This is a genomic window from Pseudomonas sp. E6002, from assembly GCF_013385565.1.
Lineage (GTDB): Bacteria > Pseudomonadota > Gammaproteobacteria > Pseudomonadales > Pseudomonadaceae > Aquipseudomonas.
Genome location: NZ_JACAPT010000026.1, coordinates 62,408 through 78,417, shown reverse-complemented (window position 1 = coordinate 78,417; position 16,010 = coordinate 62,408). Strand labels below are relative to the sequence as shown.

The following is a 16,010-nucleotide window of genomic DNA, read 5'->3' as shown; positions in this document are numbered from 1 at the left end:
GACGATGCAAAGCAAAACCTTGACGGGCGGCCAGGCCCTGGTGCGATTGCTGGCCAACTATGGTGTCGACACGGTGTTCGGGATTCCCGGCGTGCACACGCTGGAGCTGTATCGAGGCTTGCCGGGCAGCGGTATTCGGCATGTGCTGACCCGCCACGAGCAGGGCGCCGGCTTTATGGCCGACGGTTATGCGCGGGTCAGCGGTAAGCCGGGGGTGTGTTTCATCATCACCGGGCCGGGGGTGACCAACGCCGCGACGGCGATCGGCCAGGCGTATGCCGACTCGATTCCGCTGCTGGTGATTTCCAGCGTCAACCACACCGCCAGCCTCGGCAAAGGCTGGGGCTGCCTGCATGAAACCCAGGACCAGCGGGCGATGACCGCGCCCATCACTGCGTTTTCAGCGGTGGCGTTGAGTGCCGAGGATTTGCCGGAGTTGATCGCGCGGGCCTACGCGGTGTTCGACAGTGAGCGACCGCGCCCGGTGCATATTTCGGTGCCGCTGGATGTACTGTCGGCGCCGATCAAACGGGACTGGAGCAATGAGGTGGTGCGCCGTCCCGGACGCGGTTTGCCATCGGCTGAAAGCCTTGATCAGGCAGTGGCAAAACTGGCCGCGGCCAAGCGCCCGATGATCATTGCCGGTGGCGGTGCGCTGTTGGCGGCCGATGCCTTGCAGCGCTTGAGTACGCAGTTGGCGGCGCCGTTTTTCAGCAGTGTCGCCGGCAAGGGATTGTTGCCGGTGGAGCATCCGCTGAATGCCGGTTCGACCCTGTGTGTCGAGCCCGGCTGGCAGCTCATCGCCGAGGCGGATGTGGTGTTGGCCATCGGCACCGAAATGGCCGATACCGACTTCTGGCGTGAACGCCTGCCGATTAATGGCGAGCTGCTGCGGGTGGATATCGACCCGCGCAAGTTCAACGATTTCTATCCTTGCGCCGTCGCGTTGCACGGTGATGCCCAGCAAACGACGCTGGCTTTGCTGGAACGCTTGCCAGCCACGCCGCGCAACGCGGATGCCGCCACCGCTGCGGTCGCGACGTTACGCCAGGCAGTCAGCAGCGGCCATGGTCCGTTGCAACGCATTCACCAGGCGATTCTCGACCGCGTGGCCGCCGAGCTGCCGGCCAATGCCTTCATCAGCAGCGACATGACCCAACTGGCTTACACCGGCAACTACGCCTTTCCCAGCAACGCCACCCGTAGTTGGCTGCATCCCACCGGCTACGGCACCCTGGGCTATGGCCTGCCGGCCGGTATCGGCGCCAAGTTCGGCGCACCGCAACGGCCCGGCCTGGTGCTGGTGGGCGACGGCGGCTTTCTCTACACCGCCCAGGAACTGGCCACGGCCGTGGAAGAACTGGACAGCCCGCTGGTGGTGTTGCTCTGGAACAACGACGCCCTGGGGCAGATTCGCGACGACATGCTGAACCTGGACATCGAACCCATCGGCGTACTGCCGCGCAACCCGGACTTCGCCGCCCTGGCGCGGGCGTTCGGCTGCACGGTCAGCGAGCCACAGAACCTGGATGAGCTGCAGACGGATTTGCGTAACGGTTTCAAGCGCAACGGCGTGACCTTGATCGAGTTGAAGCATGCCTGTGTGAACCTTTAGAGGAGCAACACCATGAGCGAAAACAACAACAAAATGACTCAAGCGATGCACCGGCGGGACTTCCTCAAGCACAGCGCCGTAGCCGGTGCCGTGGCCGCCGCGTTTTCCATGGGCCTGCCGCTGCAGGCCTTTGCCGAGGAGGCCACGCCCAAGCCGGGCGGCGTGCTGCGCATGGGCCTGGCCGGCGGCAGCACCACCGACTCCCGCGACCCGGGATCCTGGGTCGACACCTTCACCTTCGTCGGCTTTTCGGCGGTGTACAACACCCTCACGGAAATCGCGGTGGACGGCAGCGCTATCCCCGAATTGGCCGAAAGCTTCGAGTCGACGCCCGACGCGCGCACCTGGACCTTCAAGCTGCGCCAGGGCGTGACCTTCCATAACGGCAAAAGCCTGACCGCTGACGACGTGGTGGCCTCGATCAACCATCACCTGGCAGCCAACTCCACCTCGGCGGCCAAGACGGTGATCGGCGATGTGGCCAGTGTCAGCGCCAAGGGCAGCGATGCAGTGGTGTTCGAATTGCACTCGGGCAATGCCGATTTCGCCTATGTGGTCGCCGATTACCACCTGGTGATCATGCCCGCCAAGGACGGCGCCGCCGACTGGCAGGCCGGGATCGGCACCAGCGGTTATCGCCTGAAAAGCTTCGAGCCGGGCGTACGCATGGACCTGGAGCGCAACCCTGATTACTGGAAGCCGGGCAGGGCACACTTCGCCAGCGCCGAGCTGTTGGCGATTGCCGACGGCGCAGCGCGGGTCAATGCGCTGGTCACCGGGCAAGTCGACGTGATCAACAAGGTCGACCTGAAAACCGTGGCCTTGCTCAAGCGCAATCCCACGCTGGTCATCGAAGAAACCAAGGGCGCCCAGCACTACACCTTCCCGATGTTGTGCGACAGCAACGAGTTCAAGAACAACGACATCCGCATGGCGATGAAGCATGCGATCAACCGCGAAACCCTGCTGGCCTCGGTGCTGCATGGCTATGGCCTGGTGGGCAACGACCATCCGATCCAGCCCGGCAGCCGCTTCATCAACGCCGCCCTGGAGCAGCGCACCTACGACCCGGACAAGTCGCGATTCTACCTGCGCAAGGCCGGTGTGGAGTCGCTGAAGGTGCGCCTGCAAGCTTCCGATGCCGCCTACACCGGCGCGGTGGATGCTTCGGTGCTGTTCAAGGAGCAGGCACGCCAGGCCGGGATTGATATCGACGTGGTGCGCGAGCCGGCGGATGGCTATTTCTCCAATATCTGGATGAAGCAGCCGTTCACCACCTCGTTCTGGTACAGCAGCCTGACTGCCGACCGCATGTTCAGCATCGGCTACGCCAAGGGCGCCGCGTGGAACGAAACTCATTGGGATAACGACCGCTTCAACCAGTTGCTCAACACAGCGCGGGGCGAGATGAACGCGCCGCTGCGCCAGGAGATGTACAACGAAATGCAGAGCCTGTGCCGGGACGACGGCGGTGCGATTGTGCCGTTGTTCGCCAGCTCCGTGGCGGCCCGCTCGAACCGCGTCAGCCATGGACCGCTGACGGCGCCGTATGGGGAACTGGATGGGTTGCGGTTGATCGAGCGGTGGTGGCAGGCGTGAAGATTTCAGATACGCCACAAATCAAATGTGGGAGCGGGCTTGCTCGCGAATGCGGTGGGTCAGTCTCTATCTGTATTGGCTGACACACCGCTTTCGCGAGCAAGCCCGCTCCCACATTGAACATTTGTCGCCTTCGAGAACATGCCCCACTCATGAGAACCGAACATGAATAGCCTATTCAAACTGGTACTCCAACGCCTCGCCCTTGGCCTGCTGTCGTTGTTCGCCGTCTCGGTGATCATCTTCCTGGCGGTCGGCATGCTCCCCGGTGATATCGCCCAGGCCATGCTCGGCCAGTCCGCCACGCCGGAAACCGTCGCCGCCTTTCGCGCCCAACTGGGCCTGGACCTGCCGCCCCTGAGCCGGTTCGTGCAATGGTTGCTGCGCCTCCTGCACGGCGACCTCGGTGCGTCCCTGGCCAACCAGCGTCCCATCGCCGAACTGATCGGCGCACGCCTGGGCAACACCTTGCGCCTGGCGGCACTGGCGGCGTTGGTCTCGGTGCCCCTGGCGCTGGTGCTGGGGATGCTCGCCGCGCTGTACCGCAACAGCTGGTTCGACCGCCTGCTCAACACCTCGGCCCTGAGTGCGGTGTCGTTCCCGGAGTTCTTCGTCGCCTACCTGCTGATCCTGGTGTTTTCGGTCAAGCTGGGCTGGTTTCCCAGCCTGTCCAACCTGGCGCCGGATGCCTCATTCGCCACCATTCTCGAACGTTCGGTGTTGCCGGTGGCCACCCTGAGCCTGGTGGTGATCGCGCAGATGATGCGCATGACCCGCGCCTCGCTGATCAACCTGCTGGCCAGCCCGTATATCGAAATGGCCCGGCTCAAGGGCATCAGCCAGTCGCGGATTATCTGGCGCCACGCGTTGCCCAATGCCCTGGCGCCGATCGTCAACGTGATCGCGCTCAACCTCGCGTACCTGGTGGTGGGCGTAGTGGTGGTGGAAGTAGTGTTTGTCTACCCGGGCCTCGGCCAGTTGCTGGTGGACTCGGTGTCCAAGCGCGATATCCCGGTGGTGCAGGCGTGCAGCCTGATCTTTGCCGCCACCTACATCCTGCTCAATACCGGCGCCGATGTGCTGTCCATCGCCACCAACCCACGCCTGATGCATCCCAAGGGGTAGACCATGAGCCTTCTCAAACAACTGGCCCGGGCGCCATTGAGCGCGAAGTTCGGCCTGCTGGTCATCGTGCTGTACGTGCTGGTGGCGTTGTTTGCACCGCTGCTCGCGCCCTATGGCGAAACCCAGGTGGTAGGCGACGGGTTTGCGCCCTGGAGCGGCCAATTCCTGCTGGGCACCGATAACCTCGGGCGGGACATGTTCAGCCGCCTGGTGTATGGCGCGCGCAACACCCTGGGCATCGCTTTTTTGACCACAATGCTGGCGTTTTTGCTGGGCGGTTTGAGCGGCTTGATAGCCGCGATCAAGGGCGGGTGGGTCGACCAAGGATTGTCGCGGGTGGTGGATATCCTGATGGCGATCCCGCAACTGATCTTCGCCTTGCTGATCCTCAGCGTGGTGGGCACCAATGCCACCTCGCTGGTGCTGGTGATTGCACTGCTGGATTCGACCCGGGTGTTTCGGCTGTCCCGGGCCGTGGCGATGACCGTGGTGGTGCAGGACTTCGTCGAAGCCGCGCGCTTGCGTGGGGAAGGGCTCTGGTGGCTGGTCACCCGGGAAGTGCTGCCCAACGCCGCCGCGCCGCTGATTGCCGAGTTCGGCCTGCGCTTTTGCTTCGTGTTTTTGTTTATCAGCGCGCTGTCGTTCCTTGGCCTGGGCATTCAACCGCCCACCGCCGATTGGGGCAGCATGGTCCGCGACAATGCGGTGCTGATTACCTTCGGCGACATCAGCCCGTTGCTGCCGGCCCTGGCGGTGGCGTTGATCACCGTCAGCGTGAATTTTGTCGTCGACTGGATGCTGCATAAATCCAGCGGCCTGAAGGAGTGTTGAGGATGGACAAGCCACTGCTGGAAATCCGCAACCTGCAGATCGAAGGGCATTACGAGGATGCCTGGCATCCGCTGATCAAGGGCATCGACCTGACGTTGCAACGGGGCGAGGTGCTGGGGCTGATTGGCGAGTCCGGCGCGGGTAAATCAACGTTGGGCCTGGCGGCCATGGGTTTTGCCCGCGATGGTTGTTGCATCACCGGTGGCTCGGTGTGCTTTGACGGCATTCAACTGTTGCAGGCCAAACCCGAAGCCTTGCGCAAGCTTCGAGGACTGCGGATTGCCTACGTGGCGCAAAGCGCTGCCGCGTCGTTCAACCCGGCCCACCGGCTGATTGACCAGCATGTGGAAACCGCCGTGATCAACGGTGGCATCAGCCGCGCCCAGGCTGAACGCGAGGCGGTGGAGTTGTACCGCGTGCTGCGCCTGCCCAATCCGGAAACCATCGGCCAGCGTTATCCGCACCAGGTCTCCGGCGGGCAACTGCAACGGGTAATGACCGCCATGGCGATGGCCTGTCACCCGGACCTGATCATCTTCGACGAACCCACCACCGCCCTCGACGTCACCACCCAGATCGAAGTGCTGGCGGCGATTCGCGATGCGGTGAAAACCTTCGGCAGTGCCGCGCTGTATATCAGCCATGACCTGGCGGTGGTCGCGCAGATGGCCGACCGCATCATGGTGCTGCGCCACGGCAAGCTGGTGGAGGAGGCCGAGACCCGCGCCATGCTCAGCGCCCCGCAGCAGGACTACACCAAATCCCTGTGGGCGGTGCGCAGCTTTCGCACCGAACCCAAGGCCTGTCCCCAGCAGCAGATGCCGTTGCTGGAAGTGCGTCAGGTGTGCGCCAGCTACGGGCATCAGCCGGTGCTGCATGACGTGTCGATGAGCTTGCATCGCGGCCAGACGTTGGCGGTGATCGGTGAGTCCGGCAGCGGCAAAAGCTCCACCGCACGCCTGATTACCGGGTTGCTGCCGGCTACGGCGGGGCAGGTGCTGTATGACGGTGAAGCGTTGCCGGCGGACTTTCGTCGGCGCAGCAAGGAGCAGTTGCGACGGATCCAGATGATCTACCAGATCCCGGATACCGCGCTGAACCCGCGCCAGCGCATCGTCGACATCATCGGCCGGCCGCTGAGCTTCTACCTCGGCCTCAAGGGCAAGGCCATGCGTGCCCGGGTCGCCGAGTTGCTGGAGATGATCGAGCTGGATCCGGCCACCTTCATGGAGCGTCAGCCCCGTGAGCTGTCCGGCGGCCAGAAGCAACGTATCTGCATCGCTCGCGCCCTGGCGGCCGACCCACAATTGATCATCTGCGACGAAGTGACCTCGGCCCTGGATCAGTTAGTGGCCGAGGGCGTGCTGAAACTGCTTAACCGAATCCAGCAGCAGTTGGGCGTGGCCTACCTGTTTATCACCCACGACGTCGCCACGGTGCGCGCCATTGCCGACGAAGTGGTGGTGATGCAGCGGGGCAGGGTGGTGGACCAGGGCAGCCGCAGCGCGATCTTCACCCCGCCGTATCAGGACTACACCGGCCTGCTGTTTTCATCGGAGCCGGAAATGGACCCCGACTGGCTCGACCATTTGCTGGCCGAACGGGCCGCGCTTACTTCTTGAGGAGTTTTTATGAAGGTGTTGATTGTCCACGCCCATCCCGAGCCGCAGTCGTTTACCGCGGCCTTGCGTGACCAGGCCACGGCTACCCTGCAAGCGCAGGGGCATGAGGTACAGGTCAGTGATTTGTACGCGATGCACTGGAATCCCGTAGCCAGCGCCTCGGACTTCACCTCTCGGGAGAACCCCGACTACCTGGTGTATGCCCTGGAGCAGCGCCTGGGGGTGAAAAGCCAATCCATCGCGGCGGATATCCGGCAGGAGTTGGACAAGCTGCTGTGGGCCGATCTGCTGATCCTCAACTTCCCGATCTTCTGGTTCTCGGCGCCCGCGATGCTCAAGGGCTGGATTGACCGGGTGCTGGTGTCGGGCGTGTGCTACGGCGGCAAGCGGTTTTATGATCAGGGCGGGCTCGCCGGCAAGAAAGCGCTGGTCACGGTGACCCTCGGCGGGCGCGAGCATATGTTTGGCGAGGGGGCGATTCACGGGCCGTTGGAGGACATGCTGCGGCCGATCCTGCGTGGCACGCTGGCGTATGTCGGGTTTGAGGTGCTGGAGCCGTTTGTGGCGTGGCATGTGCCGTATATCAGCGCCGAGGCCCGGCAGACTTTCCTGCACAGTTACCAGCAGCGATTGGAAGGGCTGGCGGATGACCAGCCGTTGGTGTTTCCGAAGTTGGCGCAGTTTGATGAGGCTCTTTATCCACTTTAGTCAAGTGAATGAAGATCCAGTGTGGGAGCGGGCTTGCTCGCGAAAGCGGTGCGCCAGTTGATGCATGTGCTGGCTGAACCACCGCATTCGCGAGCAAGCCCGCTCCCACATTTGATCTTCATTGTCAGGCGCGATTGTGTACCCGCAACCGCTCGGCAGCGCTGCGCAGCAGCTGTTCCGTGCCGTCCCAGCCCAGGCAGCCATCGGTGATCGACACGCCGTATTTCATCGACGGGCTCAATGGCTGGCAGCCTTCGAACAGGTGGCTCTCGATCATCATGCCGATCAGCGAGGTGTCGCCCTGCAGGCGCTGCTCCAGCACGTCGTTGAACACCGCCGGTTGGCGCAGCGGGTCTTTGCCGCTGTTGGCGTGGCTGCAGTCGACCATGATCCGCGGCGCTACTTTGCTCTTGGCAAGGTCGGCGTGAACCTGGGCCACGCTCTGGCGATCGTAGTTCGGCCCACGATGGCCGCCGCGCAACACGAGGTGAGTGTCGGGGTTGCCCGGGGTCTGGATGATCGCCGGATGGCCCTGGCTGTCGACACCGAAGTGACGGTGCGGGTGAGCGGCGGAGCGCATGGCGTCACAGGCGATGGCCACGCCGCCGTCGGTGCCGTTCTTGAAGCCGACGGGCATGCCGAGGCCGCTGGCCATTTCGCGGTGGATCTGCGATTCGGTGGTGCGCGCGCCAATGGCGACCCAGCTCAGCAGGTCATCGAAGTAGCCGGCAGCCATCGGTTGCAGCAGCTCGGTGGCCACCGGCAGGCCCAGGCGCAGCATTTCACGCATCAGTTCCCGGGACAGGGTCAGGCCGGCGGCCATGTCATCACTGCCATCCAGGCGCGGGTCGTACGCCAGGCCTTTCCAGCCGATGGTGGTGCGGGGTTTTTCGACGTAGGCGCGGATCACCAGCAGCATCTGGTCACTGACTTCATGGGCCAGTTTTTTCAGGTTGCGTGCGTATTCCATGGCCGATTCCGGGTCGTGGATCGAGCACGGGCCGACAATCACCAGCAGGCGTGAGTCTTCACCCTTGAGAATGGCGCGCACGGCTTGGCGATGGGCGTGGATCTGTTCATTGAGGAATGGGCTCAGGGGCAGTTGGTGCTTGAGCTCAAGGGCACTGGGCAAACGCTGGGTCAGCGCTTCATTGGCGCAGGACAGGGTGGAAACAGGCAGAGCGGCGATCGAGGCGTTCATATTCGGGCTTCCTGGGCAAGCGGCGGGCTGTTCCCGCACGCTCTGCCCTACTGGGGTGTTCGACAATTGGCCGTATTGGCTACGTGTGTTGGCTTGCCACCAATAGGTGACCGATCGGAGGCGGCAGGCTGTCCCGAACGGAGCTTGCTAAATCGCCAGGCGGTGGAGGTGTCGTAGCGGTAATAGGTGGCGTAGTTCATGGCGTGAGTCCTTTAAGTGTTCGGTGTGTGGCAAAAATAATAAGGGCTGAAAAAACAAAACCCCCGGTCGGGGAGCCGACCGGGGGTTAGATTTCTCTGGTAGGCGACCCCTTGAGTAGTGGGCGCCGATTTCAGGTATCAGGCGCGCCAGTGGCTAAACCAATACCCAAAATAAAAGCTGACCAGTGCGCTCAAACCGCTCACACGGGCAGCCACAACCGAGCGCTGGACGCTGGCAGCAGGGCAAACCTGAATGTGGGTGAGTTGCAACATGGTGTGTCTCCAAATGATGGGGGGAGCTTAACTGAGGCGAGCGGGTGGATTCAATCAGTAATTTCTATTGAGTGTGGGTACTTACGGCTATGACCCAAGTGTCGATATGCTGCACGGACTTCACGATGATTGCCTGGATGCGACCATGACGGCCTTGACGATTGCTGCTGCCCAATCCATTTCCGTTGCAGGCGATGTGCCCGGCAATATCGCTCGTCACTTGGCTTTCATGCGCGTGGCGGCGGAGCACGGCGTGCAGTTGCTGGTGTTTCCGGAACTGTCCCTGACCGGCTATGAACCGTCACTGGCTGCCGGGCTGGCGATCGCGCCCGGGGATGATGTAGTGGCGCCGCTGCGGGAGATGGCCCGTGAATTGCGCATTACCGCGGTGGTGGGCATGCCGATTCGCTTGGGAGCCGCCGGTGAGGTGTTGATCGGCGCGCTGGTGCTGGGGCCGGATGGTTCGGTGTCGGTCTATACCAAGCAGCATCTGCATCCCGGTGAAGACGTGGCGTTTGCTGCGGGGCAGGGCGGGGCGGCCCTTGAATGGGGGGACGACCGGATCGCCCTGGCGGTATGCGCGGATTTTTCCCACGCCAGCCACCCTCGACAGGCTGCCGAGGACGGGGCGAACATCTACGCTGCGGGTGTGCTGATCAGCGAAGGCGGCTACGCGCCGGACACCGCCTTGCTACAGGGCTATGCCGCCGAGCACCGGATGCTGGTGCTGATGGCCAACCACGGCGGTCCATCCGGTGGCTGGGCCTGCGCCGGGCGCAGCGCAATCTGGGGCGCCGACGGTGGTTTGATCGCGGCTAGCCCGGGTGTAGGCGATACGCTGGTGATTGCACGACGCGACACCGGCGGCCAGTGGCAGGGAGAACAGGTGGCAATCTAGGGAGTTCAGGCACATGGCGTTTCAACTGCAGGCCGCGACCAACCAACACCTGGCCTTCGCCCGGACCCTGACCCACCAGGCCATGGGTAATTATTATCGCCAATACGACTTGTCGTGGTCCGATGCCGGTTTCGATACCGCCTGGGCCGGACGAGAAAACTGGCTGATCTGTCGCGATAACGAGGTGCTGGGTTTCATCAGCATCAGTCGTGACCCCAAGGCACTGTATATCCGCGAGCTGCACATCCTTGAGGCGTTTCGTCATCAAGGAGCTGGCGGCTGGGTTATCGAGCAGATGGTGTACAAGGCGCGCGCGCAAGGGCTGGGTCTTTTACGGTTGACCGTTTTCAAGACCAACCCGGCGCGAAGGCTCTATCAGCGCAAGGGCCTGGAAATCGTTGGAGCGGAGGATTGCTTCTGGCGCATGGAGCGCAATTGCCGGCCGTGATCGGGTGCGAGTACTGCCAGTTCGAGGAAAACAGGCACTTGGTTTTAATAAGCGCATACTCACTTCAAGAAATGACTTCCTGCTCTTGTCTCACGGTTTCGCCCTCAACCGGGATGATTCCGTCCTTCATGCCCAACAGGACCGCCACCTTGTGGGCTTCTCCACGCCGTCCCTTTTTGCGCCCAGCGAGCACTTGATAAGTGGTTGCCGGGTCCACGCCATGTTCCCGGGCGAACGCTTGAACAGACTTACCTTGATGTTCCAGCCAGGCCTTGGCTTGTGCAGCAGTGCGAATACCGGGCATAGTTCAAAACCGTTCAAGTTTGTGTAAAACGAGATGAGTGTGTCACCTCTAGGGGTGTGCCAAATAGGATCATACATCCAAATGAGTGGAATCGGTTTCCGGTTAAGGCAAGAAAGAGAGCGGCTTGGTCTGTCGCAGAAAACTTTTGGTGAAATAGGAGGTGTAGAGGCGAACGCACAGGGTAAATATGAAAATGGCGGACGCGCGCCAAAGGCTGATTACTTGTCCCGCGTGGCAGAAAGAGGTGTCGATATCCTGTACGTGTTGACCGGCAATCCAACGCCGACCCAACTTGAAAACCTGAGCCAGGTCGAGGAGAAAGTGCTGGGGAACTACCGTGCGATGTTCAAGGAAGACCAGGATGCAATCCATCGCCTGACTTCTACCCTGGCCGAGCATTCACTCACCACCAATGGAAAAAACCGGTCATCGGCCCCGGATTCCTGACCTTTTACCCAGGAAATTGAGCCGTCCGCCATTCGGCGGCGGCCCGTTGTGCATTGAAACTCTATATATATGACGCTTGCAGCTAGGTCTGCGCCGTGGTTTTTTGCTAAGGTGTTCAGCAACCTATAAGACCATATCGCGAGGTGTCTGCTTGATTAGGGTGCTAGTAGTCGATGACCATGATCTCGTTCGTACAGGCATTACACGAATGCTGGCTGACATCGATGGCCTGCAAGTAGTCGGCCAGGCCGAGTCAGGGGAGGAATCCCTGATCAAGGCCCGGGAGTTGAAGCCCGATGTGGTTTTGATGGACGTCAAGATGCCCGGGATCGGCGGTCTTGGCGCCACTACGAAGTTGTTGCGCAGCCATCCGGATATCAAAGTCGTGGTAGTGACCGTGTGCGAGGAAGATCCTTTTCCTACACGGCTTCTACAGGCGGGCGCTGCCGGCTATCTGACAAAGGGCGCGGGATTGGCCGAGATGGTCCAGGCTATCCGCCTGGTATTCGCCGGCCAACGCTACATCAGCCCGCAGATTGCCCAGCAGCTGGCGATCAAGTCGTTCCAGCCCACCAGCGACTCGCCGTTCGATGCGCTGTCGGAGCGGGAAATCCAGATCGCCCTGATGATTGTCGGCTGTCAAAAAGTCCAGTCGATCTCCGACAAGCTGTGCCTGTCGCCGAAAACCGTAAACACCTACCGTTATCGGATTTTCGAAAAGCTTTCCATCAGCAGTGATGTTGAATTGACCCTGCTGGCGGTACGCCACGGCATGGTAGACGCCAGCGCCTGAAATGACAGCCTCTGAAATTAAAGTGCTGTTCGATCCGAGTGCGTTCCTTGCAACCTGCAGTGGCCGTCCTGGCGTGTATCGCATGTTCGACAGCGAAGCGCGCCTGCTCTACGTCGGTAAAGCCAAGAACCTGAAAAGCCGCCTGGCGAGTTACTTCCGCAAGACGGGCCTGGCGCCGAAGACCGCGGCGCTGGTGGCGCGTATCGCCCAGGTGGAAACCACCATCACTGCCAATGAAACCGAGGCACTGCTGCTTGAGCAGACGCTGATCAAGGAATGGCGGCCGCCCTACAACATCCTGCTGCGTGACGATAAGTCCTACCCGTACGTGTTTCTCTCGGACGGCGACTTTCCGCGTCTGAGCATCCATCGCGGCGCCAAGAAGCAGAAGGGCAAGTACTTCGGGCCTTACCCCAGCGCCGGCGCCATCCGCGAAAGCCTGAGCCTGCTGCAAAAGGCGTTTTTCGTGCGCCAGTGCGAAGACAGTTTCTACAAGAACCGCAACCGCCCGTGCCTGCAGTACCAGATCAAGCGCTGCAAGGCGCCGTGCGTGGGCCTGGTTGAGCCTGCGGAATATGCCGAGGACGTGCGTCACTCGGTGATGTTCCTCGAAGGCCGCAGCAATGCCCTGGCCGATGAGCTGTCCGGCGCCATGGAGCAAGCGGCCAGCACCCTGGATTTCGAGCGCGCCGCAGAGCTACGCGACCAGATCTCCCTGCTGCGTCGCGTGCAGGACCAGCAGAGCATGGAGGGCGGCACCGGTGACGTCGACGTCATCGCCGCCTTCGTCAACCCGGGCGGCGCCTGTGTGCACCTGATCAGCGTGCGCGGCGGCCGGGTGCTGGGCAGCAAGAACTTCTTCCCCCAGACCGGTATAGAAGAGGAGGTCGCCGAAGTCATGGCGGCGTTCCTCGGCCAATACTACGTCAGCAGCCCCGAGCGCGACCTGCCGAGCGAACTGATCGTCAACGTGGTGCACGAGGACTTCCCGGCGCTGATCGAAGCGATTCACGAACTGCGTGGCCGCGAGCTGGACATCAGCCACCGCGTGCGCGGCACCCGTGCGCGCTGGCAGCAGTTGGCCGTAACCAACGCCGAACAGGCCCTGGGCGCACGTCTGGCCAATCGCCAGCACGTCGCCGCGCGGTTTGACGCCCTGGCCGAAGTGCTCAAGCTCGACGAGCCGCCTCAGCGTCTGGAGTGCTACGACATCAGCCACTCCAGCGGCGAGGCCACCGTGGCTTCCTGCGTGGTGTTCGGGCCGGAAGGGCCGATCAAGTCCGATTACCGGCGCTACAACATCGAAGGCGTCACCCCGGGCGATGACTATGCCGCCATGCACCAGGCCCTGACCCGTCGCTTCAGCAAACTGAAGGACGGCGAGGGCAAGCTGCCGGACATCCTGCTGGTGGATGGTGGCAAGGGCCAGCTGTCCATGGCCCGCGACGTACTCAACGAACTGGCGGTACCCGACCTGATCCTGCTCGGCGTGGCCAAGGGTGCCACCCGCAAGGCCGGTTTTGAAACCTTGTACTTGAATGATGCAGCCCATGAGTTCACCTTGAAGGGCGACTCCCCGGCGCTGCACCTTATCCAGCAGATCCGCGACGAAGCCCACCGTTTCGCCATCACCGGCCACCGTGCCCGACGTGGCAAAACCCGGCGTACCTCAACCCTGGAAGGGGTGGCAGGGGTCGGGCCGACACGGCGGCGGGACTTGTTAAAACATTTTGGTGGCTTGCAGGAGCTGTCCCGTGCCAGCATCGAAGAAATAGCCAAAGCTCCCGGTATCAGTAAAAAGCTCGCAGAGTTGATTTATGCAAATCTGCACAGCGAGTAGAATGCCTTCTCACCTCGTAGCCAGTTGTGCCGATGAATATCCCTAATCTGATCACCGTACTACGCGTCCTGCTCATACCGATTTTCATATTGCTGTTTTACCTGCCGTACGAATGGAGCTACATGGCATCCAGTTCGGTGTTTGCCTTCGCAGCCGCCACCGACTGGCTGGACGGTTACCTGGCCCGTCGCCTGGAACAGAGCACGCCGTTTGGCGCGTTCCTGGACCCGGTGGCCGACAAACTGATGGTAGCGGTCGCCCTGGTGCTGCTGGTGCAGGAACACGGCAACCTCTGGCTGACGTTGCCGGCGGCCGTGATCATCGGTCGCGAGATCGTGGTCTCCGCCCTGCGGGAGTGGATGGCCGAAATCGGCGCCCGAGCCCACGTGGCCGTGTCCAACATGGGCAAATGGAAAACCGCGGCGCAGATGCTTGCCCTGGTGATCCTGCTGGCCAACCCATCGGATTTCTCCTTCTGGGTATTGCTGGGCTACGCCTTGCTGCTGATCGCCGCGGGCCTGACCTTATGGTCCATGCTGCAATATTTGCGCGCCGCCTGGCCGCATCTGCGCACCGAGGTTGAAAAGAAATAAAACTTTTTTGAATCAAGGGGTTGACGGGTGATGAGGATTCTATAGAATGCGCATCACCAAGACGCGGGAATAGCTCAGTTGGTAGAGCACGACCTTGCCAAGGTCGGGGTCGCGAGTTCGAGTCTCGTTTCCCGCTCCAAACACAAAGAAAAAGCCACTCAATAGAGTGGCTTTTTTTTGCCTGGGATTTAAGGAATAGACGCTTCGGCGTCTTTTTTCGTTTCTACGCAAAACTACTGAAATCCGTCTCCAGCCACTTTTTTTAGTACATTTTTGAGTACATGGAATACGGGCAGTGGGCACAGCGGTTTTTGGGCGGAGCACCCCGGTCCGGCATCGTATACATCTCCTCGACCCGAAGCACTTGCCGCATTCCCGCCACCCGAAACAACAACGCCGGCAAGTGCCGGCGCTGTGTGCGGTTCAGGCATTACCCTCAGCGAAATGCCGGCACCACGTGCTTGATAAACAGCTCAAGGGATTTTTTCTTCTCCGCGTGGGGCAAGCTGTTATCACACCAGAAGCTGAACTCGTCCACACCCAGCTCCTGGTAGTACTGGATGCGCGGGATGATTTCTTCAGGCGTGCCAATCATTGCGGTCTTGTGCAGGCTTTCCAGTTCAAACTCCGGACGCCCGGCGAATTTTTCTTCCGGGCTCGGGTCAAGGAAGCCGTTGACCGGCACGGTCTTGTTGCCGAACCAGGCATCAAAGGTGCGATAGAATCGGGCGATTGCCTTGGCCCCGACTTTCCAGCCGTCAGGGTCGTCTACCGCGTGCACGTGGGTGTGACGCAACACCATCAGTTGTGGGCGTGGCACATCCGGGTTGTTGTCCAGGGCAGCCTGGAATTTATTTTTCAGGTCGAGGACTTCTTCGTCGCCCTTCATCAACGGCGTGACCATCACGTTGCAGCCATTAGCTACCGCAAAGTTATGCGAGTCCGGGTCGCGTGCGGCAATCCACATCGGCGGGTTGGGCTGCTGGATCGGCTTGGGCACGCTGGTGGAGGTGGGGAACTTCCAGATGTCGCCGTCATGGGCATAGTCGCCTTTCCACAACGCACGTACCACCGGCACCATCTCGCGCAGCGCCTGGCCGCCGGATGAGGCGGGCATGCCGCCGGCCATGCGGTCGAACTCCACCTGGTAGGCACCACGGGCCAGGCCGACTTCCATGCGTCCGTTACTGATCACGTCGAGCAGCGCGCATTCGCCTGCCACCCGCAGTGGGTGCCAGAACGGCGCGATGATGGTACCGGCGCCCAGGTGAATGGTGGTGGTTTTGGCCGCGAGGTAAGCCAGCAGCGGCATCGGGCTGGGCGAGATGGTGTATTCCATGGCGTGGTGTTCGCCAATCCAGACGGTGCTGAAACCACCGGCTTCCGCCATCAGGGTCAGTTCGGTCAAGTCTTCGAACAACTGGCGATGGCTGACACTTTCATCCCAGCGTTCCATGTGCACGAACAGGGAAAATTTCATGACGCTTACCTCGGATCTATTGTGATCGGCCTG

The 16,010-nt window shown here is 61.6% G+C and carries 16 protein-coding genes and 1 tRNA gene; 13 read left to right on the top strand and 4 right to left on the bottom strand.

Annotated features, from left to right (window positions below; genetic code table 11):
• The first annotated feature begins 4 nt into the window (after positions 1-4).
• From HX815_RS21290 to HX815_RS21265, 6 genes are all read left to right on the top strand, one after another.
• Entirely contained in the window at positions 5-1,615 is a 1,611-nt protein-coding gene (locus HX815_RS21290) for a 5-guanidino-2-oxopentanoate decarboxylase (protein WP_008436054.1), read from the top strand.
• A gap of 12 nt (positions 1,616-1,627) precedes the next feature.
• Positions 1,628-3,214 carry an ABC transporter substrate-binding protein gene (locus HX815_RS21285; RefSeq protein WP_177028835.1) on the top strand — a complete coding sequence of 529 codons (1,587 nt, stop codon included), beginning with the start codon at positions 1,628-1,630 and terminating at the stop codon, positions 3,212-3,214.
• Positions 3,215-3,379: 165 nt separating this feature from the next.
• Positions 3,380-4,339, top strand: a complete 960-nt coding sequence (locus HX815_RS21280) for an ABC transporter permease (RefSeq protein WP_003208950.1) — start codon at positions 3,380-3,382, stop codon at positions 4,337-4,339.
• A 3-nt stretch (positions 4,340-4,342) separates the two neighbouring features.
• On the top strand, positions 4,343-5,170 hold the full coding sequence (locus tag HX815_RS21275) for an ABC transporter permease (RefSeq protein ID WP_177028834.1): 828 nt from the start codon (positions 4,343-4,345) through the stop codon (positions 5,168-5,170).
• Positions 5,171-5,172: 2 nt separating this feature from the next.
• Positions 5,173-6,792, top strand: a complete 1,620-nt coding sequence (locus HX815_RS21270; protein ID WP_177028833.1) for an ABC transporter ATP-binding protein — start codon at positions 5,173-5,175, stop codon at positions 6,790-6,792.
• Between the two features lie 9 nt (positions 6,793-6,801).
• On the top strand, positions 6,802-7,500 hold the full coding sequence (locus HX815_RS21265) for an NAD(P)H-dependent oxidoreductase (protein ID WP_003208945.1): 699 nt from the start codon (positions 6,802-6,804) through the stop codon (positions 7,498-7,500).
• A 124-nt stretch (positions 7,501-7,624) separates the two neighbouring features.
• Here the strand turns inward: HX815_RS21265 and HX815_RS21260 are convergent, their stop codons facing one another.
• Positions 7,625-8,701: a 3-deoxy-7-phosphoheptulonate synthase gene (locus tag HX815_RS21260; protein WP_003208943.1), complete on the bottom strand. Its 1,077-nt coding sequence runs from the start codon at positions 8,699-8,701 to the stop codon at positions 7,625-7,627.
• A gap of 338 nt (positions 8,702-9,039) precedes the next feature.
• Entirely contained in the window at positions 9,040-9,174 is a 135-nt protein-coding gene (locus HX815_RS31715; RefSeq protein WP_256344006.1) for a hypothetical protein, read from the bottom strand.
• A 145-nt stretch (positions 9,175-9,319) separates the two neighbouring features.
• On the opposite strand from HX815_RS31715, the gene HX815_RS21255 reads away from it, so the two are divergent.
• Entirely contained in the window at positions 9,320-10,072 is a 753-nt protein-coding gene (locus tag HX815_RS21255) for a carbon-nitrogen hydrolase family protein (protein WP_177022062.1), read from the top strand.
• A gap of 13 nt (positions 10,073-10,085) precedes the next feature.
• Positions 10,086-10,520, top strand: a complete 435-nt coding sequence (locus HX815_RS21250) for a GNAT family N-acetyltransferase (protein ID WP_134326247.1) — start codon at positions 10,086-10,088, stop codon at positions 10,518-10,520.
• Positions 10,521-10,584: 64 nt separating this feature from the next.
• Here the strand turns inward: HX815_RS21250 and HX815_RS21245 are convergent, their stop codons facing one another.
• Positions 10,585-10,824 carry a DNA-binding protein gene (locus HX815_RS21245; protein ID WP_008436063.1) on the bottom strand — a complete coding sequence of 80 codons (240 nt, stop codon included), beginning with the start codon at positions 10,822-10,824 and terminating at the stop codon, positions 10,585-10,587.
• Between the two features lie 81 nt (positions 10,825-10,905).
• On the opposite strand from HX815_RS21245, the gene HX815_RS21240 reads away from it, so the two are divergent.
• The 5 genes from HX815_RS21240 to HX815_RS21220 all read left to right on the top strand — a co-directional run bounded on the left by HX815_RS21240 (position 10,906) and on the right by HX815_RS21220 (position 14,636).
• Positions 10,906-11,271 (top strand): helix-turn-helix domain-containing protein, encoded by a 366-nt coding sequence (locus tag HX815_RS21240; RefSeq protein WP_032899473.1) that lies wholly within the window; start codon positions 10,906-10,908, stop codon positions 11,269-11,271.
• 151 nt (positions 11,272-11,422) lie between these two features.
• On the top strand, positions 11,423-12,064 hold the full coding sequence (uvrY, locus tag HX815_RS21235; protein ID WP_008436066.1) for a UvrY/SirA/GacA family response regulator transcription factor: 642 nt from the start codon (positions 11,423-11,425) through the stop codon (positions 12,062-12,064).
• 1 nt (position 12,065) lies between these two features.
• Entirely contained in the window at positions 12,066-13,904 is a 1,839-nt protein-coding gene (gene uvrC, locus HX815_RS21230; protein ID WP_023658726.1) for an excinuclease ABC subunit UvrC, read from the top strand.
• Between the two features lie 32 nt (positions 13,905-13,936).
• Positions 13,937-14,497 (top strand): CDP-diacylglycerol--glycerol-3-phosphate 3-phosphatidyltransferase, encoded by a 561-nt coding sequence (gene pgsA, locus HX815_RS21225; RefSeq protein ID WP_003208929.1) that lies wholly within the window; start codon positions 13,937-13,939, stop codon positions 14,495-14,497.
• A 63-nt stretch (positions 14,498-14,560) separates the two neighbouring features.
• Positions 14,561-14,636, top strand: a tRNA-Gly gene (locus HX815_RS21220).
• A 297-nt stretch (positions 14,637-14,933) separates the two neighbouring features.
• Here HX815_RS21220 and HX815_RS21215 read toward each other — a convergent pair.
• Entirely contained in the window at positions 14,934-15,977 is a 1,044-nt protein-coding gene (locus tag HX815_RS21215) for an LLM class flavin-dependent oxidoreductase (protein ID WP_102368697.1), read from the bottom strand.
• Positions 15,978-16,010: the final 33 nt, after the last annotated feature.